The organism is Rhizobium sp. Leaf384, assembly GCF_001424065.1.
GTDB lineage: Bacteria > Pseudomonadota > Alphaproteobacteria > Rhizobiales > Rhizobiaceae > Ferranicluibacter.
In genome coordinates, this window is record NZ_LMQE01000006.1 from 287,470 (window position 1) to 308,827 (window position 21,358).

The following is a 21,358-nucleotide window of genomic DNA, read 5'->3' on the forward strand; positions in this document are numbered from 1 at the left end:
TGCGGAAAATCTCTGTCGGCATGCGCCATCGGTGGTGTCGGAACAACGTTCAAGAGGGTAGCCCGGATCCATGGTCAGCCATATCTCCAATGAGAAAATTCCGCACGCCGCACGCCGTGAGTCGAGCGCCGAAATTCTGGCGCAGGAGATCATCGAGCGCCTGACCTACCGCATCGGCAAGGACCCGAAAGTGGCCAAGCCGCACGACTGGCTGACGGCCGCTATCCTGGTCGTGCGCGACCGCATCACCGACAACTGGATGGAGTCCACCCGCAAGGCGTATTCCGAGAGCTCCAAGCGCGTCTATTACCTCTCGCTCGAGTTCCTCATTGGTCGCCTGATGCGCGATGCCGTGACCAATATCGGCCTGATGGACGAGTTGAAGGAAGCCTTGGCCTCCTTCGGCGTCGATATCGACGTGATCGCCGAACTGGAGCCGGACGCCGCCCTCGGCAATGGCGGTCTTGGCCGGCTCGCTGCCTGTTTCATGGAAAGCATGGCAAGCGTCGACATACCGGCCTACGGCTACGGCATCCGTTATGTCCACGGCCTTTTCCGCCAGCAGATGGCCGACGGCTGGCAGGTCGAGCTGCCGGAAACCTGGCTGGCGCATGGCAACCCCTGGGAGTTCGAGCGGCGCGAAAGCTCCTACGAGATCGGTTTCGGCGGCTCGGTCGAAACGGTCAACATCGACGAGGAACTGACCCGCTATGTCTGGAAGCCGGCAGAGCGCGTGATCGCCACGGCCTGCGACACGCCGGTCGTCGGCTGGCGCGGCAAGCGCACCAATACGCTGCGCCTCTGGAGTGCCCACCCGATCGATCCCATCCTGCTCGACGCCTTCAATGCCGGCGACCACATCGGTGCGCTGCGCGAAAGCAACAAGGCCGAGGCGCTTGCCCGCGTGCTCTATCCGGCAGACGCGACGCCGGCCGGCCAGGAACTGCGCCTGCGCCAGGAGTTCTTCTTCTCCTCGGCGTCGCTGCAGGACATCCTGCGCCGCCATCTCCAGCAGTATCCGGACTTCACATCGCTGCCGGACAAGGTCGCCATCCAGCTGAACGATACGCATCCCGCCGTCTCGGTCGCAGAACTGGTCCGCCTGCTGACGGACGTCCACGGCATCGATTTCGACACGGCCTGGGACCTTGCCCGCCGCACGTTCTCCTACACCAATCACACGTTGCTGCCCGAGGCTCTGGAAACCTGGCCCGTCCCGCTCTTCGAGCGCCTTCTGCCGCGGCACATGCAGATCATCTACGCGATCAACGCGAAAATCCTGATCGAGGCGCGCAAGCTGCCGGATTATAGCGACCAGCAGGTGCGCAACATCTCCCTGATCGACGAAAGCGGCGACCGCCGCGTCCGCATGGGCAATCTCGCCTTCGTCGGCTCGCACTCGATCAACGGCGTTTCCGCACTCCACACGGATCTCATGAAGATCACGGTGTTTGCCGACCTGCACAAGCTGTACCCCAAGCGCATCAACAACAAGACCAACGGCATCACGCCGCGCCGCTGGCTGATGCAGTGCAATCCCGAGCTCTTTTCGCTGATCCGCGAGACGATCGGCGACGATTTCATGGACGATGCCGAGGCCCTGAAGGCGCTGGATGCCCATGCCGACAACCCCGTCTTCCAGGAACGCTTCGCCGCCATCAAGCGCGACAATAAGGTGCGTCTGGCGCAACTCGTCCAGAGCCGGATGGGCATCCGCATCAACCCCTCAGCCATGTTCGACATCCAGATCAAGCGGATCCACGAATACAAGCGCCAGCTCTTGAACATCATCGAGGCGATCTCGCTCTACGACCAGATTCGCTCGCATCCCGAGCTGGACTGGGTTCCGCGCGTCAAGCTTTTTGCCGGCAAGGCAGCGCCGAGCTATCACAATGCCAAGCTCATCATCAAGCTGGCGAACGACGTGGCCCGGGTCATCAACAACGACCCTGCCGTCCGCGGCCTGCTGAAGATCGTCTTCATTCCGAACTACAACGTCTCGCTCGCGGAGATCATGGTGCCGGCGGCCGACCTGTCGGAACAGATTTCGACGGCCGGGATGGAAGCGTCCGGAACCGGCAACATGAAGTTCGCGTTGAATGGTGCGCTGACGATCGGCACGCTCGATGGCGCCAATGTCGAGATGCGCGATTGCGTGGGTGAGGAGAACATCAAGATTTTCGGAATGACGGCGGAAGAGGTTTCCAACCTGCGTCGAGACGGCCACGAACCCCGGGCCGTCATCGAGGCGTCGCGCGAACTTTCGCAGGCGCTCCAGGCGGTGGCCTCCGGCGTGTTCTCGCCCGACGACCGCAGCCGCTTTGCCGGCCTGATCGACGGCATCTACGCCCACGACTGGTTCATGGTTGCAGCCGACTTCGACGCCTATGCGAAAGCGCAGCGCGAGGTCGACGCGATCTGGACCGATACCAAGCAGTGGTATGGCAAGACCATTCGCAACACGGCGCGGATGGGCTGGTTCTCGTCGGACAGGACGATTCGGCAGTATGCCGATGAGATTTGGAGAGCCGGATGACCTCCGAGCTGAAAGAGGTCTCGGCGACGGCCTATCTGTCGGATGACGAGGTAGCAGCCTTCATCGAGGGCACGCATACCAATCCGTTTGCGAGCCTCGGGCCGCACATGGTTGGCAAGGATGTCGTGGTCCGGTGCTTCCTGCCGGGCGCCACCCACGTGTCGGTCGAGACGCTGGCCGGCAAGGATCTCGGGGCGCTCGCGCTTCGCCACGATGCCGGCTTCTTCGAGGGCATCGTCGGCCTGCGCAAGGCACAACCCCTGCGTTACCGGGCCGAGAATGCCGGCGGCAGCTGGACCGTCACCGATCCCTACAGCTTCGGTCCCGTCCTCGGACCGATAGACGATTACTATATTCGCGAGGGTTCGCATCTTCGCCTGTTCGACAAGCTGGGCGCCCACCCCGTGCGTCACGAGGGCGTCGATGGTTTCCACTTCGCCGTCTGGGCGCCGAACGCGCGCCGGGTGTCGGTAGTCGGCGCCTTCAACGCATGGGACGGGCGTCGACATGTGATGCGCCTGCGTCTCGACACGGGCATCTGGGAAATCTTCATTCCCGATGTCCATGCCGGAACGCCCTACAAGTTCGAAATCGTGGGGCCGGACGGGCAACTGCAGCCGTTGAAGGCCGATCCGTTCGCACGCCGCTCCGAGCTCCGCCCGGAAACGGCGTCGATCACCACCCTGGAGATCGCACAGGTTTGGGAAGACGAGGCGCACCGTGCGCATTGGGCGTCCGCCGACGCACGCCGTCAGCCGATCTCGATCTACGAGGTGCATGCGGGTTCCTGGCAGCGCGGCGACAACGGCGCGTTCCTGAGCTGGGACGAGATGGCCAGCCGGCTGATCCCCTACTGCGTCGACATGGGCTTCACCCATATCGAATTCCTTCCGGTCAGCGAATTTCCCTACGATCCGTCCTGGGGTTACCAGACGACGGGGCTCTATGCGCCTACGGCCCGCTTCGGAGAGCCGGAGGGCTTCGCGCGTTTCGTCAACGGCGCCCACAAGGTTGGCCTCGGCGTGATCCTCGACTGGGTTCCGGCCCACTTTCCGACGGATGCCCATGGGCTGCGCCAGTTCGACGGAACCGCGCTCTACGAACACGAAGATCCCCGGCAGGGTTTTCACCCGGACTGGAACACGGCGATCTACAATTTCGGCCGCGCCGAGGTATTTGCCTATCTCGTCAACAACGCGCTCTACTGGGCCGAGAAATTCCATCTCGATGGGCTGCGCGTCGATGCGGTGGCATCCATGCTTTACCTCGACTATTCGCGAAAGCACGGCGAATGGGTCCCGAACGAATATGGCGGTAACGAGAATCTCGATGCCGTCCGCTTCCTGCAGACGATGAACAAGGAGGTCTACGGCAGCCACCCCGGCATCCTGACCATCGCGGAGGAAAGCACCTCCTGGCCCGGCGTCTCCGCGCCGGTCCATGTCGGCGGCCTCGGCTTCGGCTTCAAGTGGAACATGGGGTTCATGCACGACACGCTGCAATATCTCGCGCGTGACGCCATCCATCGCAAGCACCACCACAACGACCTGACCTTCGGTCTTGTCTACGCCTTCAGCGAGAACTTCGTCCTGCCCCTGTCCCACGACGAAGTGGTGCACGGCAAGGGGTCGCTGGTCGCCAAGATGCCGGGCGACGACTGGCAGAAATTTGCCAATCTGCGGGCCTATTACGGCTTCATGTGGGGTTACCCCGGCAAGAAGCTGCTGTTCATGGGACAGGAGTTCGCCCAATGGTCGGAATGGTCGGAGGAGCGCGGTCTTGACTGGAACCTGCTCGAGTATCCGTTGCATCAGGGCATGCGCCGGCTGGTCCGTGATCTCAACGGCACCTATCGCAACAAGCAGGCGCTGCATGCACGCGACTGCGAAGGCGAAGGCTTCGAATGGCTGATCGCCGACGACAGCGACAATTCGGTCTTTGCGTGGTTGCGCAAGGCGCCGGGTCAGAAGGCCGTCGCCGTCATCTCGAACTTTACGCCCGTCTACCGCGAGGTCTACTCCATTCCCTTGCCGACCGAGGGGCGCTGGCGGGAGATCCTCAACACCGATGCCGAGATCTACGGCGGCAGCGGCAAGGGAAATGGGGGCGTGGTTCACGCGGTGCGCACCGCGTCGGGAGAGATCCGCGCGGACCTGACATTGCCGCCCCTTGCCACGCTGATGCTGGAGCAGGACTGACATCGACCGAGCCGGATTTCCGTCCGGCACAAGAGCACATGCAGGGCTACCCGTTTGAGAGGGCGGGCAGACCGGCCAAGAGACCGCAAAATCGGGAGGATAGAATGGAAAAACGCATACAGCCCCTGGCACGTGATGCCATGGCCTACGTTCTGGCCGGCGGCCGCGGGAGCCGTCTGAAGGAACTGACGGACCGCCGTGCCAAGCCTGCCGTCTATTTCGGCGGCAAGGCGCGCATCATCGACTTTGCCCTGTCGAATGCGCTGAATTCCGGCATCCGCCGCATTGGCGTCGCGACGCAATACAAGGCCCACTCGCTGATCCGCCACCTGCAGAACGGCTGGAACTTCTTCAGACCCGAACGAAACGAGAGCTTCGACATCCTGCCGGCCTCCCAGCGTGTGTCGGAAACACAGTGGTACGAAGGCACCGCGGACGCGGTCTACCAGAACATCGACATCATCGAGGATCACGGTGTCGAGTACATGGTGATCCTGGCCGGCGACCATATCTACAAGATGGACTACGAGCTGATGCTCCAGCAGCACGTGGACAGCGGTGCCGACGTCACCATCGGCTGCCTCGAAGTGCCGCGCATGGAAGCGACCGGCTTCGGCGTCATGCATGTCGATGAACAGGACCGCATCATCGCCTTCGTCGAGAAGCCCGCAGATCCGCCGGGCATCCCCGGCAACCCGGAAATGGCGCTGGCGTCCATGGGCATCTACGTGTTCCACACGAAGTTCCTGATGGACATCCTGCGGCGCGATGCGGCCGACCCGACCTCCAGCCGCGACTTCGGCAAGGACATCATTCCCTACATCGTGAGCCACGGGAAGGCGATCGCCCACCGCTTCAACGAATCCTGCGTGCGCTCGGACTTCGAGCGCGAGGCCTATTGGCGCGATGTCGGAACGATCGATGCCTACTGGCAGGCCAATATCGACCTGACTCATGTCACCCCCGAGCTCGACATCTACGACAGCACCTGGCCGATCTGGACCTTTGCCGAGATCAAGCCCCCGGCAAAGTTCGTCCACGACGACGAGAACCGGCGCGGGTCGGCAACCTCTTCGCTGGTCTCGGGCGACTGCATCATCTCCGGTGCATCGCTCAATCGCAGCATGCTGTTTACTGGCGTCCGGGTGAATTCCTTCTCCCGCCTCGACGGCGCCGTGATCCTGCCGAGCGTGAAGATCGGCCGTCACGCGCAGCTGAAGAACGTCGTCATCGACAGCCGCGTCGTCATCCCCGAAGGCCTCGTGGTGGGCGAAGATCCCGACCTCGATGCGAAGCGGTTCCGGCGCTCGGAGAACGGCATCTGCCTGATCACCCAGCCGATGATCGACAAGCTGGGACTGTGAGGCGATGAACGTCCTTTCGGTCGCCTCGGAAGTCTTTCCGCTGATCAAGACGGGCGGCCTTGCCGACGTCGCGGGCGCCCTGCCCGCGGCGTTGAAGCCACACGGCATCCGCATGCGCACCCTGCTGCCCGGCTATCCCGCGGTGATGGAAAAGATCGGGGTGACCACGCGGGTCGGCGGTTTCGACACGCTGTTCGGCCATCCCGCAGCCGTTCTGGCCGTGGATCATGAGGGCCTCGATCTTCTGGTGCTGGACGCACCTGCGCTCTTCGACCGGCCGGGCGGACCGTATCTCGATCCGCAAGGCCTCGACCATCCGGACAACTTTCGTCGCTTCGCGGCACTGTCGCTGGCCGCGGCCGAAATCGCACGGGGCATCCTTCCCGACTGGACGCCGGATCTCGTCCATTGCCATGACTGGCAGGCAGCACTGGCGCCCGTCTACATGAACCGTGGCGGCGCAACGCATGTGCCGACCGTGCTGACGATCCACAACATCGCCTTTCGTGGCCAGTTTCCGGCCAGCAGCTTTCCCGAACTGGCGCTCCCCTGGGATGCGTTCTCGGTTCATGGCGTCGAATATTACGGAGACGTATCCTTCCTCAAGGGGGGACTGATGGCCGCAACAGCCATCACCACGGTCAGCCCGTCCTACGCGCAGGAGATCCTGACCCCGGAATTCGGCATGGGCCTGCAGGGTGTCCTCGCCGCCCGCATCGCCGATCTCCACGGCATCGTCAACGGCATCGACACGGATGTCTGGAATCCGGAGACCGATCCGCACATTGCCTCTCCCTATGCCGCCGGGGGCTTGAAAAAGCGCCAGGCAAACCGCGATGCGCTGCGCGCCCGCTTCGGCCTCACGGCCACGGACGGCCCCCTCTTCTGCGTCGTCAGCCGCCTGACGGACCAGAAAGGCATGGACGTGCTGGCGGGCGTGATCGACATGATCGTCGAGAATGGCGCGACGCTTGCGGTCTTGGGTTCCGGCGATCCGGCGCTGGAAGCGGCGTTCCGGACAGCCGCTGCCGTGCATCCCGGCCGGGTGGGTCTTGTCACCGGCTATGACGAACCTTTGTCGCATCTGATGCAGGCCGGCGCGGATGCCATTCTCGTGCCCTCACGCTTCGAGCCCTGCGGCCTGACGCAGCTGTACGGGCTGCGTTATGGCTGCGTGCCGGTCGTAGCGCGCACGGGTGGTCTTGCCGATACGATCATTGACGCCAACGAGGCCGCTGTGGCCGCCAATGTCGCGACCGGATTCCTGTTTTCACCTGTCTCCGAGGAAAGCCTCCGGCGCGCGCTGCGTCGCGTTTTTTCGCTGTGGCGCCAGCCGAAAATCTGGGCGCGTCTGCAGATGCGCGGCATGAAATCCGATGTCTCCTGGGATATGAGTGCCACGCGCTATGCTGCGCTCTACGCCGGTCTTCTTTCGAAAGGTTGAACCATGACGAAAACCGTGACTACGACGCCCTATACCGACCAGAAACCCGGAACCTCGGGGCTTCGCAAGAAGGTTCCGGTGTTCCAGCAGCAGAATTACGCCGAGAACTTCATCCAGTCGATCTTCGACAGCCTCGAAGGCTTTGCCGGCAAGACGCTGGTCATCGGCGGCGACGGCCGGTTCTACAACCGCGAGGTCATCCAGATCGCCATCAAGATGGCGGCGGCAAACGGCTTCGGTCGTGTTCTCGTCGGCCGCGGCGGCATTCTCTCGACGCCAGCGGCCTCCCACGTCATCCGCAAGTACGAAGCCTTCGGCGGCATCGTGCTCTCGGCAAGCCACAATCCCGGTGGCCCGACAGAAGACTTCGGCATCAAGTACAATATCGGCAATGGCGGGCCTGCGCCCGAGAAGGTGACCGACGCGATCTACGCGCGCACCAAGACCATCGAGACCTACAAGATCGCGGATGTCGCGGATGTCAATCTCGACGCGGAAGGCGAGCAGGACGTCGCGGGCATGACCGTTCAGGTCATCAATCCGGTCTCCGACTATGCCGAACTGATGGAAAGCCTGTTCGATTTTCCGGCCATTCGCGCCCATCTCGCCAGCGGCTTCCGCATCGTCTTCGATGCGATGAGCGCCGTGACCGGCCCCTATGCCAAGGAGATCCTCGAAAACCGGCTGGGCGCCGCCAAGGGGTCCGTGCTCAATTTCGTGCCCCTGCCCGACTTTGGCGGCCACCACCCCGATCCCAACCTCGTCCACGCCCGCGCGCTCTACGAGGAAATGATGGGGGACGACGCGCCCGACTTCGGCGCGGCCTCGGACGGGGACGGCGATCGCAATCTCATCATCGGCAAGGGCATCTTCGTAACGCCGTCCGACAGCCTCGCCATGCTCGCGGCGAACGCCACGCTCGCGCCTGGCTATGCCAAGGGGCTTGCCGGCATCGCCCGCTCGATGCCCACCTCGGGTGCTGCCGACCGCGTGGCGGAGAAACTCGGCATCGGCATCTACGAGACGCCGACCGGCTGGAAATTCTTCGGCAACCTGCTGGATGCAGGCCTTGCAACGATCTGCGGCGAAGAGAGCGCCGGAACCGGCTCGAGCCACGTCCGTGAGAAGGACGGTCTCTGGGCCGTTCTCCTGTGGCTGAACATCCTTGCCGTCCGCAAGGAAAGCGTGGTCGACATTGCCCGCGAACACTGGACCACCTATGGCCGGAACTACTATTCGCGCCACGACTATGAAGAGGTGGACTCCGCGGCCGCAAACGGCCTGATGGAAACGCTTCGCGGGCAACTCGCGACGCTCCCCGGCCGCAAGCTTGGGGATCTCGTGATCGAGACGGCGGACGATTTCTCCTACCACGATCCGGTCGACCAGTCGGTCAGCAACCATCAGGGCATTCGCATCCTGTTTGAGGGCGGCTCGCGCGTGGTCTTCCGCCTGTCGGGCACCGGAACCTCCGGCGCGACCCTCCGCGTCTATATCGAGCGCTTCGAGCCCGATGCCGCCAAGCACGACATCGATACGCAGGTCGCCCTCGCCGACCTGATCGAAGCCGCAAATACGCTGGCCGGCATCAAGGAGCGGACAGGCCGCGCCGAGCCGACCGTCATCACCTGATCGCAGGCCGGGCTTCCCCTGATGGTGAGCGGAAGCCCGGCAACGCTTTCATACTGGTCCAAAAACAAAAAACGCCGCTTCGAAGCGGCGTTTTTTGTTGATGTTGGACTTGGAAAAGCCTCAGGAGGCAGCCTTGACGCGGGCAAGGCCGGCGCGGGCGGGCTCGTATTTCGGATCGAGCTGCAGGGCATGGCCGTAAGAGCGCTGCGCCTTGGCCTTTTCGCCACGGCGCTCGTAGACCAGCGCCTGGTTCGCCCAGGATTCGGCGATCTTGCCGTTCAGATTGATGGCCGTGTTGAAATCGGCAAAGGCGTTGTCGTCGTCGTTCTGCGCGACGTAGGAGATCCCGCGACCGTTATACGGCTCTGGCGAACTCGGCGACAGCGAGATGGCCGTCGAGAAATCCTCGATCGCCTGTCCATGCTGGTTGCGGGCCTGATAGATCAGGCCCCGATTGTGATAGGCGCGCGGATCGGTCGTGTCGTTCTCGATCGCCTTGTTGAAATCGGCAAAGGCCTGGTCCAGCCGGCCGCTCTGACGGTAGAGATTGCCGCGGCCGATATAGGCAACGTCGTAGCGCGGATTGAGCTGCAGGGCCGTGTTGTAGTCGGCCAGCGCTTCGGCGAGGTCACCCATGTTCCGCTCGACAAGCGCACGGTTCGCAAAGGCCTGATAGAAGCGGGGATTGAGCTCGATCGCCTTGTTGAAATCGGCGACCGCCCGGCGGAACTCGCCGGCACGACCATAGGCGGAGCCGCGAACGTTGTATCCTTCGGGATTGCTCGGATCGCTGTTGATGACGCCGGAGAGCGAAGCGATGTTCTGCTCGGAGCCCTGTGCCCGCTCGACCTGCAGCGTGCTGTCGTTGGACGGATCCGTCTGGCAAGCCGACAGAAGCAGTGTGGCGCCAAGCGCTGCGAGAATGCCCAGTCGGCCGGAGCGCCGTGCGCCACGGGACACGTCCCGGCCGGCGAAATCCTCTGTCGTCACAGTCGATGTCAAGATTGATCCCTCAAATCAAGAATGCCTCAGGCACGTCATACTCCGCGGTCTTGAACCGCGGCTGCCACTGTAACGCCGCAACGTGCGGTTCGTTCAGGCAAGAGCCGCATCCGTCGCGAATCCACCATCGGCGAACGGATATCGACCTTGATGACATGTCGCGAACAGGCCGTCTACCTGTGCCGGGCGGAAACACGTCGTCATCAGGCGAACGTGAGGCCAGCTGCCGGCATAAGGAAACGGCGGCGGCGCCTGAACGCCTCCGCCGCCACAGTTTCCGAACGATCGGCCGTTCAGCGTGCCTTGGCCGCAAACTTGGCCGCGGCCTTCGGCATCGGCAACAGGCCTTCGCGCTGGGCCTGCTTGCGGGCGAGCTTGCGGACGCGGCTGATGCCTTCGGCCTTTTCGCGCGCACGGCGCTGCGACGGCTTCTCATAGGCTTCGCGGGCGCGCATTTCGCGGAAGACGCCTTCGCGCTGCAGCTTCTTCTTCAGCGCACGAAGCGCCTGGTCAACATTGTTGTCGCGAACGAGTACCTGCACGTGCTTACCATTCCTTGATATCGAGCCGAGATCGCTCAGGCTGTGTCTGTTGGCCGATCCCGGGCTGTGCTTGGAGCAGAGCCGAACGGCACGGTTCTTTGTTCGCCAGGGTCACGCCCCTGCGAGAATGGGCGGCAGATAGCAGATGACAGCGCCAAAGTCCACCCGCGCCCGAAATTGCAGCAATCGGCATCTGTCCGGCGCGCGTCATCGACACCATGGCTTGAAAGCTGCTCTGTCCTGCCGCGCCGCACGCCGGGTCTTTTCCAGACCGCGCTCGCACAGTCCTGGCAGCGCTGGCCGCGTCGGAGATTGGCGTTCCGCATTTTCCGCAACGGGGTCTCACATTGTCGCGGTGTCGAAAGTGAAGGCGTGCCTTGTCGCAAAATGGACGTTGCGACGCGCCTTGATTTGCGATGTGTTGAAACGACGGTCGGGCGTGCCGCACAGGAGATGAGGCGAATGCGCAAATATTCGGTTTTTGCCGTGGCACGCGAAGCCATGCGGGCGCACAAGGGCTGGGAAGCGCAATGGGTCTCCCCCGAGCCGCGGGCTTCCTATGATGCCATCATCATCGGTGGCGGCGGGCACGGCCTGGGCGCGGCCTACTACCTTGCGAAGGAACACGGGATCACCAATGTCGCCGTGCTCGAAAAAGGCTGGCTCGGCGGCGGCAATACCGGCCGCAACACCACCATCATCCGGTCCAACTATCTCTACGACGAGAGCATGGACATCTACGAGCACTCGCTGAAGCTCTGGGAAAACCTGTCGCAGGACCTGAACTACAACGTCATGTATTCGCCGCGCGGCGTGATGATGCTGTCGCACGGCATCCACGACCAGCAGGTGTTCAAGCGTCACATTCACGCGAACCGGCTTTACGGCATCGACAACGAATGGCTTTCGCCTGAACAGGCCAAGGAATTCTGTCCGCCGCTCGACATTTCCGCGTCTGCCCGCTTCCCCATCAACGGCGCCGCCTTGCAGCGCCGCGGCGGCACCGCTCGCCACGACGCCGTCGCCTGGGGCTATGCGCGCGCCGCCTCGGACCGCGGCGTCCACATCATCCAGAACTGCGAGGTCACCGGCATTCGCCGTGGTCCCGACGGCGTCGTCACCGGCGTCGATACCAATCGCGGCTTCATTGGCGCAAAGAGGATCGGGGTCTCCGCCTCAGGCCACAATTCCGTGATCATGGCAATGGCCGGCGTGCGGGTGCCCTTGCATTCGGTGCCCTTGCAGGCGCTCGTATCCGAACCGCTGAAGCCGATCTTCCCCTGCGTCGTCATGTCGAACACGGTGCACGCCTATATCTCGCAGTCCGACAAGGGCGAGCTCGTCATCGGCGCCGGCACCGACCAGTACAACTCCTACTCCCAGACCGGCGGACTGCAGATCATCACCCACACGCTCGACGCCATCTGCGAGCTGTTCCCGATCTTCCGACGCGTCAAGATGATGCGCCAGTGGGGCGGCATCACCGACAACACGCCGGATCGCTCCGCCATTCAGGGCGTGACGCCCGTGCCGAACCTGTATGTCAATTGCGGCTGGGGAACGGGCGGCTTCAAGGCGACGCCGGGATCGGCCCATCTGTTCGCCCATCTGATCGCCAAGGGGGAGCCGCATCGGCTGGCGGCGGGCCTGACGCTCGACCGCTTCCGCTCCGGACGCCTGATCGACGAGGCGGCAGCCGCGGCCGTGGCGCACTGACCATGGCCACGCCAGCCCGCTTTCGCCGCAGACCGTCCGTCCCCGCACCAGGAATACGTCCATGCTTTTGATCCACTGCCCCTATTGTGAGGAAGAGCGCTCCGAACTCGAGTTCCGGGCAGCCGGTGATGCCCATATCGCCCGGCCCGAAAACATCGCCGCCATCTCGGACGAGGACTTCGAGGCGTACTTCTTCCTGCGGGATAACCCGAAGGGCCTGATCTTCGAGCGCTGGCGCCATGTGGCCGGCTGCGGCCGGTTCTTCAACGCGGCGCGCGATACGGTCAGCGACCGATTCCTGAAGACGTACAAGGCGGGCGAACCGAAACCACAGCTGCCGATCGCTGCCATGACCGACGAGACCGTTGTCGAAACCTATGAAGCCACGGAAGGACGTGCGGAATGAGCGGCGCCCATCGGACTGCGAACGCCGCCAGCATGGGGGGAGCGAACCGCCTTCCCGGCAAGGGCCGCCTGACACCCGCGAGAACAGCGCGCTTCACCTTTGATGGCCGCACCTATCAGGGCCTTCAGGGCGACACCGTCGCTTCGGCGCTGATCGCCAATGGGGTCCATCTGGTCGGCCGTTCGTTCAAGTATCACCGCCCGCGCGGCATCGTGTCCGCCGGCCCGGAAGAGCCGAACGCGCTGATCGACGTCATGCGCGACAATGCCCGCCGCCAGCCGAACGTGCGCGCGACCGTTCAGGAAGTGTTCGACGGCATGACCGTCGCTTCCCAGAACCGGTACCCCTCGCTCACCTTCGACGTCGGGGGCATCAACAACATTCTGGCGCCCTTCTTCGCCGCCGGCTTCTACTACAAGACCTTCATGTGGCCGAAGCAGGCCTGGAAGAGCATCTACGAGCCCCGCATTCGAGCCGCAGCCGGCCTTGGCGTCTCTCCGACGGAAGACGATACCGATGCCTATGCCAGCCGTTACGCCCATTGCGACGTGCTGGTAATGGGTGCGGGCGTCGCCGGCCTGACGGCCGCCCTGGCCGCGGCCGGGACGGGTGCGCGCGTGATCCTCTGCGACGAGCAGCCCGAGGTCGGCGGCGCACTGCACCACGATACCGGCGTCATGATCGATGGCCAGAACGGCTATGACTGGGCGCAGGCGGCCGCGCGCCGGCTGGCTGCCCTGGACAACGTCACCCTCCTGACGCGCACGACGGCCTTCGGCTACTACGCCCAGAATTTCGTCGCACTCGCCGAACGCGTCACGGACCATGTCTCGCGCCCCGACCGCACGGCGCCGCGCGAGCGGCTCTGGCAGGTGCGCGCCAAGCGTGTCGTCATTGCGACCGGCGCCATCGAACGTCACATGGTGTTTGCCAATAACGACCGTCCCGGCATCATGCTGGCCTCGGCCGCGCGCACCTATCTCAACCATTTCGGCGTCGCCGTCGGTCGCAAGGTCGGCGTCTACACCGCGCATGACAGCGCCTACGAGGCCGCCTTCGACCTCCACCGCGCGGGCATCGCCATCCCGGCCATCGTTGATTGCCGGGAGCAGCCGGGGAGTGCCGTGCTGGCGGAAGCGCGGGCCCTCGGTATCGAGGTTCTGACCGGCCATGCCGTAACCGACACCAAGGGCAAGCTCCGTGTCTCCGCCATGTCCGTCCGTCGCGTCAGCGGCGGAAGCAGCGCCCGCTCGATTGCGATCGATGCGTTGATCACCTCTTCCGGCTGGACGCCGTCGGTGCACATGTTCTCGCAATCGCGCGGCAAGGTGGCCTTCGACGCGGAGACGCAGCGCTTCCTGCCCGGCATCTACGCGCAGGACTGCATCTCGATCGGCGCCTGCAACGGCACGACCGACATCGCTGCAACCCTTGGCGAAGCCGTCGACGCCGGCGAACTGGCCGCGCAGGCTGCCGGGTTTGCGGGCGGCGCGCGCCTCGACCTTGCCGGCACGCAAGCCTTCGCCTGGACAGGCGGCATGGCGGGCGCTGCCTACGGTGCCGGACCCGAGGACGACGTCAAGGCCTTCATCGACTTCCAGAACGACGTCTGCGCCAAGGATATCCGGCTGGCCGTGCGCGAAGGCATGCACTCGATCGAGCATATCAAGCGTTTCACCACCAATGGCATGGCGACCGATCAGGGCAAGCTGTCCAACATCCATGGTCTGGCGATCGCGGCGGAAACGCTTGGCCGCGGGATCCCGGAAGTCGGCCTCACCACCTTTCGCGCGCCCTATACGCCGGTGACCTTCGGGACCTTGATCGGCCATTCACGCGGCGATCTCTTCGACCCCACCCGCAAGACGTCGATGCACGAGGCCGAAGAGGCCATGGGCGCCGCCTTCGAGGATGTGGGACAGTGGAAGCGCGCGTGGTATTATCCGCGGCCCGGCGAGGACATGCATGCGGCGGTCAATCGCGAGTGCCGCACGGTGCGCCAGACGGTCGGCATGTTCGACGCGTCCACGCTCGGCAAGATCGAGGTCGTCGGGCCCGACGCGGCCGCCTTCCTCAACCTGATCTATACCAACAGCTGGGACACGTTGAAGCCTGGTCGCTGCCGCTATGGCATCATGTTGCGGGAAGACGGATTCATCTATGACGACGGCGTTGTCGGCCGGATGGCCGAGGACCGTTTCCACGTGACCACCACGACGGGCGGCGCCGCGCGTGTCATGCATCATATGGAGGACTATCTCCAGACCGAGTTCCCGCACCTGAACGTGTGGCTGACCTCTGCCACCGAACAGTGGGCCGTGATCGCGCTGCAAGGCCCGAAGGCCCGCGAGATCATCGCGCCGCTCGTCGAAGGCATCGACATTTCCAACGAGGCCTTTCCGCATATGAGCGTGGCCGAAGGCCGGATCTGCGGCGTCCCGACACGGCTCTTCCGCATGTCCTTTACCGGCGAACTCGGCTTCGAGGTCAACGTCCCCGCCGATTTCGGCCCGGACGTCTGGAACGCGATCCGGGCCCGCGTCGAGGCGGTGGATGGCTGCGCCTACGGGACGGAAACCATGCACATTCTGCGCGCCGAAAAGGGCTATATCATCGTCGGGCAGGATACCGACGGCACGCTGACGCCGGATGATGCCAGCCTGTCCTGGGCCGTCGGCAAGAAGAAGGCTGATTTCGTCGGCATTCGCGGCATGAAGCGCCCCGACCTCGTGCGGGATGGCCGCAAGCAGCTCGTCGGCCTGCTGACCAAGGATCCGAACGTCGTGCTGGAGGAAGGGGCCCAGATCGTCGCCGATCCCAACCAGCCGAAACCCATGACCATGCTCGGCCATGTCACCTCGGCCTACTGGTCGGAAAACTGCGGACGCTCCATCGCCCTGGCGGTGGTGGCTGGCGGCAAGGCGCGGCTCGGTCAGACCCTTTACGTCCCGATGGCCGATAGAACGATCGCCGTCGAGGTCAGCGACATGGTGTTCTTTGACAAGGAAGGTGGCCGCATTCATGGCTGATCTCGCAACCCGAACCCTGCCGCTTCGCGGTTTCCACGGGAGCTCCGCCACCGTCCGTCTGACGCCGGCACCGCCGGCAAGCCGCCTGTCGCTACGCGCCAGGCCGGAGGCGGTCGAAGCGCTCTCGACGGCGCTCGGACTGTCGTTGCCGACCCGTCCGAAGACCTCGGCCACCAACGCCGCGCGTCACGCGCTCTGGCTCGGCCCCGACGAGTGGCTCGTGATCGACGCGCTGGATACGGACCTCTTGGGCATGGCCGCCGCGGCGGGTGTCCTGCATTCCGCCACCGACATCTCGCATCGGAATACGGCCATACTCGTCGACGGCCCCGGCGCGGCCGCGGCCATCAATGTCGGTTGCCCGCAGGATCTGTCGCTGAAGGCCTTTCCCGTCGGTGGCTGCTCGCGCACCGTCTTCGGCAAGGCGGAGATCGTGCTCCTGCGCACCGGCGAAACGGCCTTCCGCGTCGAATGCTGGCGCTCCTTCGCGCCTTATGTCTCCGGATTGCTGGCGGCGGGCGCTGTGGACGCGAGCCACTGACCGCCGCATCAGTGGGTGCAGGCCCGCTTTCGGCGTCAGGATAGGCCGGGCCAGCCGCTCCAGTCGACCCAGCGGCCGTGGAAATCTGCACGGCCCACCTCGTGACGCTCGCCGCTGGGCCACATCTGCAGCGTCAGAGCCGCACCCGGCTGCGTTCCATCGTTCTCGAGCGACAGACGCGCGAAGGGTGCCGCCTCCGTCGCCGCGCGACCGGCTTTCCCGATCAGCGCTACGCCGCGTTCGCGGTCCTTCGCCGACAGGTATTGCCAAGCAATCGTGTGATAGACGACATGCACTGAGCCCGGGCGGGCAAGGGCCAGGCGGCGCTCTAGCCACGAGACGGCATCCACGGCCTCGACCTTATGTTCCGACGAAGCCACAAGAGCGATCGCAGCGCGTGTCCGCGCAATCCGATCCGCCTGATCTGCCCACAGGTAGGACAGAAGACGTTGCGCGTCATCCGGACTTGCGGGATCGAGAGGCCGGAGATCACAGCCAGCCCGATCCACAACGAGGAGGGACGTTGCCGGCGGCGTACGGCCCTTCCAGTCGGGTGTCAGCGTCACCGGCGATTGCGGATCGCCCCAGGAGACATCTCCGAGACGATAGGCGAAACGGTCCCAGTGGAGATTAAGCCCCGCACTCGCACCGACCTCCGAGAGGCGAAGCGGCTTACCGAACCGCTTGGCGATCGTGAGAAACCCCGGCAGAAGCGCTGAGGAGCGTCGCACCTCATTTGTCTGGGGTGGAGACTTGAGCCGCGCGAGAACGAGCTCGGCATGGTCGTGACAGGCACGCTCGACGGCCGCCCATAACGCCGTGGGATCCGGGGTGTGCGGGGGGAAAACAGCCGCGAGGTCTTCAGCAACGCTGCCCAGAACCAGAGAATGCAGCGCGCCGGCAAATCGCAGGGGGACCGAATCGGCAGAGGAAGCCGGATCTCCGGTCCAGCCAAGGACACGGCGTCCGACCGAATGCGCTTCCGTCAGCCGGTCTGCAGCGAGGTCGCAGAGACGGGCGACGAAGGGTGAGCCCAGCGCACGGCAGGCGTCCGCTTGCGACCGAAAGGCCGCCCGGACAGCTGCGGCGCGGGCGTCGGCGTCAGGCATCGTCCGGCCGGTCCTTCGGGTCGAACTGGATGATCGTCAACCACGTCGCCGTCAAGGCCGGCTTGCTTTCCTGTTCCACCTCCACGGAGACCTCGTAAGTGACGACGAGCATGCCCGCACCGCGAAAACGGGCGTCGGTGAGCGTGAAATGACCGCGAACCCGTGCACCGGACCGCACGGGCGCAAGAAAGCGAACCTTGTCGAAGCCGTAATTGATCGCCATCGTCTGCTCGCGCACCGCCGGCAGGCAATTGTAGTTCATGGCCGAAAGCAGCGAGAGCGACAGGAAGCCGTGTGCGATGGTGCCGCCATAGGGCGTTTCGGCGGCCGCCCGCACCGGATCGGTATGGATGAACTGATGATCCTCCGTCGCATCGGCAAAGCGGTCGATCATGTCTTGGGAGACGGTGATCCAGTCGGAGATTCCGAGCTCCTGCCCGACGAGATCCTTGACCTCCCCGAGCGCGACCTCTCTGACACGCGTCGTCTTCGTACCGTTCGTATCCATCTCGGTCACTCCTGTGAGACCCTCGGCGGCCCTTACGCGACGTCCGGCGTCACGTACCAGCCGACCGCACGGGCCGGGATCTCCGTCGTGCTTGTCTCCGGCAGCAGCGACTGCCAGCCTGTCCCGGGAAGCGTCAGCGCCGCCGCGGCATGCGCCCGGTTCAGAACCACCGCCAGCCGACAGGGCTTGTCCGTCGTCGCATCGCGCGTCGAAAGGATCATGACGAGCCCGTCGGTGCGCTCACCCTCCCAATCCGAAACCTCCATCGGCTCGCCGTCGAAGCGGACCCAGGCCACGTCGCCCTGCCCTGTGAAGAAACCGTCGCCCTTAAACACATCGAAACGACGGCGCAGGGCGCCGAGCGCGGCGCAATGGGCGATCAGGTCCTCGTCGGCCGTGACCCAGTCGAGCCAGGTGATCGGGTTGTCCTGGCAGTAGGCATTGTTGTTGCCCCCCTGCGTTCGCCCGAACTCGTCGCCGGCGGTGATCATGATCGCGCCGCGCGTGGCAAGGAGCGTCGCCAGCAATGCCTTCACGTCACGCCGGCGCGCCGCGACGATCGCGCCGTCGTCCGTTTCCCCTTCGACACCATTGTTCCAGGAATGGTTTTCATTGTGGCCGTCGCGATTGTCTTCGCCGTTCGCCGCATTGTGCTTGTGGTCGTTGGACACGAGGTCCCGCAGCGTAAACCCGTCATGTGCGGCGATGAAGGTGACGCTGCGGCTCTGCGTGCCGCCGTGCTGCGCGAAGATATCGGACGAGCCGGCCAGGGCACCGGCAAGCGCGCCGATCATGCGCCCCTCGCCTTTCCAGAACCGGCGGAGATCGTCGCGTGCGCGATCGTTCCATTCAAGAAAGGGCGGTGGGAAGTGGCCGAGCTGATAGCCGCCCGGTCCGATGTCCCAAGGTTCGGCGATCAGCACGCGATCCTTAAGAAGCGGATCGGCGAGCATCTCGGTCAAGAGTGTCGCGTCCCGGCGAAACCCTGCCGCATCACGACCGAGGATGGATCCGAGATCGAACCGGAAACCGTCGATCCCGGCTGCCGTGACGAAGTGACGAAGCGTGTCGAGGATCAGGGAGCGGACCGTCGGATGGTCGCAGGCGATGGTGTTGCCGCAGCCCGTATCGTTCACGAGCCGTCCCGGCGCGGCATGCCGATAGTAGACGGCATTGTCGAGGCCGCGCATGGAGAGGGTCGCCCCCTCGGAATCGCTCTCGCCGGAGTGGTTGAAGACGAGATCGAGGATGACGCCGATGCCTTCGCGGTGCAGCGCGGCGACCGCATCCCGGAGTTCGGTCAACCCTCCGGGCACCAGCCGCGGATCGAGCGCCATGAAGGCCACGGGATTGTAGCCCCAGCCATTGGTAAGCCCGAGCGGCGGAAGATGCCGCTCGTCGATCCAGGCGGTGATCGGCATCAGTTCCACGGCGGAAACGCCGATGCGCTTCAGGTGGGCGATGACGGCTGGATGCGCCAGGGCAGCCACGGTCCCCCGCTGCTCCTCCGGCACATCCGGATGCTGCATGGTGAACGGCCGAACCGCGACCTCGTAGATCAGGCCGTCATTGGAAAAACGCGGCGCGGAACCCCGCGCCTTCGGCACTTTTGTCACCAGCGCCTTCGGCACGAGATCTGCCGTCTCCGCGCCGAACTGCGTCAGGCGCACGTCATGCCGAAACGGCCGATCGAGCTCCAGCGCATAGGGGTCGACCAGAAGCTTTGCCGGATCGAACCACAGACCGCGCTCGGGATCGTAAGTGCCGTGGGCGCGCAGGCCGTAGCGCGTTCCGATCGGCGCGTCGGGCAAGGTCAGCGCAAAGACATCGCCTTCCTCGCGGCCCATTTGCAGCCGGCGAAGCTCTGTCTCGCCATCGCCATGGAAAAGGCAGAGATCGATGCGGTCGGCCGTCCGCGAGCGCACGGCAAAGCGCGTCCACCGACCGGTGATCGTGGCACCGAGCGGCCGGGTCGTTTCCGTCATGGTGATCCCTCTCGCTGCATGGCCACACGGTCAGCTAAGAGCAAATCGCGTGCGGATACAACGAATTTCGTGGCATGAGCCCGAAAGTCCAGGCGTACCGACCTCAGCGCAGAAGCACGACGCCGGCAATGTTGAGGAGCACGAACAGCACGAATCCCGTAAACCAGCCGGCGCTCGTGAAGAAGGCCGCAGCCATGGCAATCAGCAGCGCCACGCAGAAGATGGTGAGGAACTTTGCAGCGCTCAGGAAGTGAAGATAGGTCTTCTCGTGTTCGGGATAATCCATCGGCGCACCGGTTTCGGAAGGTCCCGTCTGATGTTCGGCCATGTCTGTCTCCCCGCAAGTTTTCACGCCGCAAGATGCGGCACCTCTTGGCGTCAAGACATGCCCGCACTGCTCCGCGACGTCAAGGCCCGCAGAGCATGGGAAGGCTCAGCTTTTACGGCGACGAAAGGCAGAACACATCCGAGGGCCGCAACCGACTATCCTGGGAAACAGAAGCATTGACGCGGCGACGGCTTCCCGGCAAGTCGGAGGAAGAGACGCCACCGGAGAGCCCCATGTCGAAGCCGATCATCGCCATACCCGCCGATTTCCGTGAGATCGAGGGCAATGTCTGGCATGCCGCCCCGCATCAATATGTGCGCGCCGCCCTGACCGGCTCGGGCGTCATGTCGCTTCTCGTGCCGGCCCTCGAGGCCGGCAACGAGCCCGACGCCATTCTCGATCGCGTGGACGGACTGCTGGTCAGTGGCTCCCGCTCCAACGTCCACCCGACACTTTATGGCCGGGAAGCTGGTGAAACCGACGGGCCGTTCGATCCTGGTCGGGACGCAACCAGCCTGCCGCTGATCCGCCGCGCGCTCACCCGCGGCATTCCGGTCCTCGCCATCTGCCGCGGTATCCAGGAACTGAATGTCGCGCTCGGCGGCACTCTCGCGTCGGAGATCCAGGATCTGCCGGGCCGGCAGGATCACCGCAAGCCCGACGTCAAGGATCTCGACATCGCCTATGGCATTCGCCAGACCGTCATGGTGGAGCCGGGCAGCTGCCTGGCCGGCGTGGTCGGCGCCGGTGCGATCCAGGTGAATTCGCTGCACCGCCAGGCCATCTCCGATCTCGCACCCAACCTTGCGGTAGAAGCGGTGGCCGACGACGGCACGGTGGAGGCCGTCTCCGTCATCGGTGCAAAGGCCTTTGCCGTCGGCGTGCAGTGGCATCCCGAATACTGGGTCGGCCGCGACAAGACCTCGAACGACCTTTTTGCAGCCTTCGGCGAAGCTGTCCGCGCCTATAGCGAGGCAAGATAGACGAGAGGCGAAACAGATGGGAGCCGAAACGGACG

Annotated in this window: 16 protein-coding genes; 10 read left to right on the forward strand and 6 right to left on the reverse strand. The window is 64.4% G+C overall.

What is annotated here, in order from left to right:
* Positions 1–70 precede the first annotated feature (70 nt).
* The 5 genes from ASG25_RS14940 (at position 71) to ASG25_RS14960 (ending at position 9,174) form a co-directional block, all read left to right on the forward strand.
* Complete coding sequence (locus ASG25_RS14940) at positions 71–2,536, forward strand: glycogen/starch/alpha-glucan phosphorylase (protein ID WP_062475303.1); 2,466 nt, start codon at positions 71–73, stop codon at positions 2,534–2,536.
* Positions 2,533–4,734 carry a 1,4-alpha-glucan branching protein GlgB gene (glgB, locus tag ASG25_RS14945; RefSeq protein WP_062475305.1) on the forward strand — a complete coding sequence of 734 codons (2,202 nt, stop codon included), beginning with the start codon at positions 2,533–2,535 and terminating at the stop codon, positions 4,732–4,734. Before ASG25_RS14940 ends, glgB begins: the two co-directional genes overlap by 4 nt.
* Positions 4,735–4,838: 104 nt before the next feature.
* Positions 4,839–6,098, forward strand: coding sequence for a glucose-1-phosphate adenylyltransferase (glgC, locus tag ASG25_RS14950; protein ID WP_062475307.1), 1,260 nt, complete (start codon positions 4,839–4,841; stop codon positions 6,096–6,098).
* A 4-nt stretch (positions 6,099–6,102) separates the two neighbouring features.
* A complete protein-coding gene (gene glgA, locus ASG25_RS14955; RefSeq protein ID WP_062475310.1) occupies positions 6,103–7,542 on the forward strand; it encodes a glycogen synthase GlgA in 1,440 nt (479 codons plus the stop codon).
* A gap of 3 nt (positions 7,543–7,545) precedes the next feature.
* Positions 7,546–9,174 (forward strand): alpha-D-glucose phosphate-specific phosphoglucomutase, encoded by a 1,629-nt coding sequence (locus tag ASG25_RS14960; protein ID WP_062475313.1) that lies wholly within the window; start codon positions 7,546–7,548, stop codon positions 9,172–9,174.
* Between the two features lie 120 nt (positions 9,175–9,294).
* On the opposite strand, the gene ASG25_RS14965 is transcribed toward ASG25_RS14960, so the two are convergent.
* Both ASG25_RS14965 and rpsU read right to left on the reverse strand, forming a co-directional pair.
* Entirely contained in the window at positions 9,295–10,104 is an 810-nt protein-coding gene (locus ASG25_RS14965; RefSeq protein ID WP_244475216.1) for a tetratricopeptide repeat protein, read from the reverse strand.
* A gap of 365 nt (positions 10,105–10,469) precedes the next feature.
* Positions 10,470–10,718: a 30S ribosomal protein S21 gene (gene rpsU, locus ASG25_RS14970; protein WP_062475317.1), complete on the reverse strand. Its 249-nt coding sequence runs from the start codon at positions 10,716–10,718 to the stop codon at positions 10,470–10,472.
* A gap of 462 nt (positions 10,719–11,180) precedes the next feature.
* Between rpsU and ASG25_RS14975 the strand changes: the two genes are divergently transcribed.
* The 4 genes from ASG25_RS14975 (at position 11,181) to ASG25_RS14990 (ending at position 16,410) form a co-directional block, all read left to right on the forward strand.
* Positions 11,181–12,434, forward strand: coding sequence for a sarcosine oxidase subunit beta family protein (locus ASG25_RS14975; protein ID WP_062475319.1), 1,254 nt, complete (start codon positions 11,181–11,183; stop codon positions 12,432–12,434).
* 61 nt (positions 12,435–12,495) lie between these two features.
* Positions 12,496–12,840, forward strand: a complete 345-nt coding sequence (locus ASG25_RS14980) for a sarcosine oxidase subunit delta (protein WP_062475322.1) — start codon at positions 12,496–12,498, stop codon at positions 12,838–12,840.
* A 32-nt stretch (positions 12,841–12,872) separates the two neighbouring features.
* The gene (locus tag ASG25_RS14985; protein ID WP_062475825.1) at positions 12,873–15,869 is read left to right on the forward strand and encodes a sarcosine oxidase subunit alpha; all 2,997 of its coding nucleotides are present in this window, start codon (positions 12,873–12,875) and stop codon (positions 15,867–15,869) included.
* Positions 15,862–16,410 carry a sarcosine oxidase subunit gamma gene (locus tag ASG25_RS14990; RefSeq protein WP_062475324.1) on the forward strand — a complete coding sequence of 183 codons (549 nt, stop codon included), beginning with the start codon at positions 15,862–15,864 and terminating at the stop codon, positions 16,408–16,410. Before ASG25_RS14985 ends, ASG25_RS14990 begins: the two co-directional genes overlap by 8 nt.
* Before the next feature lie 35 nt (positions 16,411–16,445).
* Here the strand turns inward: ASG25_RS14990 and ASG25_RS14995 are convergent, their stop codons facing one another.
* From ASG25_RS14995 to ASG25_RS15010, 4 genes are all read right to left on the reverse strand, one after another.
* A complete protein-coding gene (locus ASG25_RS14995) occupies positions 16,446–17,519 on the reverse strand; it encodes a DUF2332 family protein (protein WP_062475326.1) in 1,074 nt (357 codons plus the stop codon).
* Positions 17,512–18,027: a MaoC family dehydratase gene (locus ASG25_RS15000; protein WP_062475328.1), complete on the reverse strand. Its 516-nt coding sequence runs from the start codon at positions 18,025–18,027 to the stop codon at positions 17,512–17,514. The genes ASG25_RS14995 and ASG25_RS15000 overlap by 8 nt, the downstream gene beginning before the upstream one ends.
* Before the next feature lie 32 nt (positions 18,028–18,059).
* Complete coding sequence (gene glgX / locus ASG25_RS15005; protein WP_062475333.1) at positions 18,060–20,012, reverse strand: glycogen debranching protein GlgX; 1,953 nt, start codon at positions 20,010–20,012, stop codon at positions 18,060–18,062.
* Between the two features lie 103 nt (positions 20,013–20,115).
* Positions 20,116–20,340, reverse strand: coding sequence for an aa3-type cytochrome c oxidase subunit IV (locus ASG25_RS15010; RefSeq protein WP_062475336.1), 225 nt, complete (start codon positions 20,338–20,340; stop codon positions 20,116–20,118).
* Positions 20,341–20,573: 233 nt separating this feature from the next.
* On the opposite strand from ASG25_RS15010, the gene ASG25_RS15015 reads away from it, so the two are divergent.
* Positions 20,574–21,323 (forward strand): gamma-glutamyl-gamma-aminobutyrate hydrolase family protein, encoded by a 750-nt coding sequence (locus ASG25_RS15015; protein ID WP_062475338.1) that lies wholly within the window; start codon positions 20,574–20,576, stop codon positions 21,321–21,323.
* Positions 21,324–21,358 lie beyond the last annotated feature (35 nt).

What these genes read in the sequence shown, in the direction of transcription:
- ASG25_RS14940 (WP_062475303.1), top strand. Translation starts at nt 71, where the DNA reads ATGGTCAGCCATATCTCCAATGAGAAAATTCCGCACGCCGCACGCCGT.
- glgB (WP_062475305.1), top strand. Translation starts at nt 2,533, where the DNA reads ATGACCTCCGAGCTGAAAGAGGTCTCGGCGACGGCCTATCTGTCGGAT.
- glgC (WP_062475307.1), top strand. Translation starts at nt 4,839, where the DNA reads ATGGAAAAACGCATACAGCCCCTGGCACGTGATGCCATGGCCTACGTT.
- glgA (WP_062475310.1), top strand. Translation starts at nt 6,103, where the DNA reads ATGAACGTCCTTTCGGTCGCCTCGGAAGTCTTTCCGCTGATCAAGACG.
- ASG25_RS14960 (WP_062475313.1), top strand. Translation starts at nt 7,546, where the DNA reads ATGACGAAAACCGTGACTACGACGCCCTATACCGACCAGAAACCCGGA.
- ASG25_RS14975 (WP_062475319.1), top strand. Translation starts at nt 11,181, where the DNA reads ATGCGCAAATATTCGGTTTTTGCCGTGGCACGCGAAGCCATGCGGGCG.
- ASG25_RS14980 (WP_062475322.1), top strand. Translation starts at nt 12,496, where the DNA reads ATGCTTTTGATCCACTGCCCCTATTGTGAGGAAGAGCGCTCCGAACTC.
- ASG25_RS14985 (WP_062475825.1), top strand. Translation starts at nt 12,873, where the DNA reads ATGGGGGGAGCGAACCGCCTTCCCGGCAAGGGCCGCCTGACACCCGCG.
- ASG25_RS14990 (WP_062475324.1), top strand. Translation starts at nt 15,862, where the DNA reads ATGGCTGATCTCGCAACCCGAACCCTGCCGCTTCGCGGTTTCCACGGG.
- ASG25_RS14995 (WP_062475326.1), bottom strand. Translation starts at nt 17,519, where the DNA reads ATGCCTGACGCCGACGCCCGCGCCGCAGCTGTCCGGGCGGCCTTTCGG.
- ASG25_RS15000 (WP_062475328.1), bottom strand. Translation starts at nt 18,027, where the DNA reads ATGGATACGAACGGTACGAAGACGACGCGTGTCAGAGAGGTCGCGCTC.
- glgX (WP_062475333.1), bottom strand. Translation starts at nt 20,012, where the DNA reads ATGACGGAAACGACCCGGCCGCTCGGTGCCACGATCACCGGTCGGTGG.
- ASG25_RS15010 (WP_062475336.1), bottom strand. Translation starts at nt 20,340, where the DNA reads ATGGCCGAACATCAGACGGGACCTTCCGAAACCGGTGCGCCGATGGAT.
- ASG25_RS15015 (WP_062475338.1), top strand. Translation starts at nt 20,574, where the DNA reads ATGTCGAAGCCGATCATCGCCATACCCGCCGATTTCCGTGAGATCGAG.